Source organism: Bulleidia sp. HCP3S3_C9 (assembly GCF_052064035.1).
Classification (GTDB): Bacteria; Bacillota_I; Bacilli_A; order Erysipelotrichales; family Erysipelotrichaceae; genus Bulleidia.
In genome coordinates, this window is sequence record NZ_JBQHWJ010000143.1 from 1 (window position 1) to 462 (window position 462).

At 30.1% G+C, this 462-nt stretch carries 1 protein-coding gene; it reads right to left on the reverse strand.

All coding sequences use genetic code 11. The features are described from left to right. Positions 1-79: 79 nt before the first annotated feature. Positions 80-310, reverse strand: a complete 231-nt coding sequence (locus ACTND6_RS11170; RefSeq protein WP_441024347.1) for an alpha/beta fold hydrolase — start codon at positions 308-310, stop codon at positions 80-82. Positions 311-462: the final 152 nt, after the last annotated feature.

A 462-nucleotide genomic window follows, 5' to 3' on the forward strand; every position in this document is an offset into this window, starting at 1 on the left:
CCAAATATATTTTTAAATCTCATCCAATGACCCGCAGACAGATTACGAATGCTTTGAATGCTGCTTTTCCTATTTTTGCTCAATAGTGAATCTGATGGTTAATTATGAAATTTATTATTTCTAGAGCATTGCTTTCAATAGAAGTAAAATTTGTATCACTTCCTGAATGTCCATCTAATATAGGAATAACTATGTGAAATTCATTTTCAAGCAAGGATATTTCATCTATATAATTCCACCAAGAAAGACCTCCACCGTGTAATAAAATTATAATATCATTATTCTTTGATCCATATTCTTTATATTCCATCTAACATCTCCATAAATTCTGATTTATAATCTGAATAAATTATTCGGCTAATCTACAATCGTGTGGTTGACAAATGGCTTATTTACGCTTAAATCTAACCCTTTCAAGAACTAAATGGCGCAGAATTCTATTAGATTTCGGCCATTTTTCAT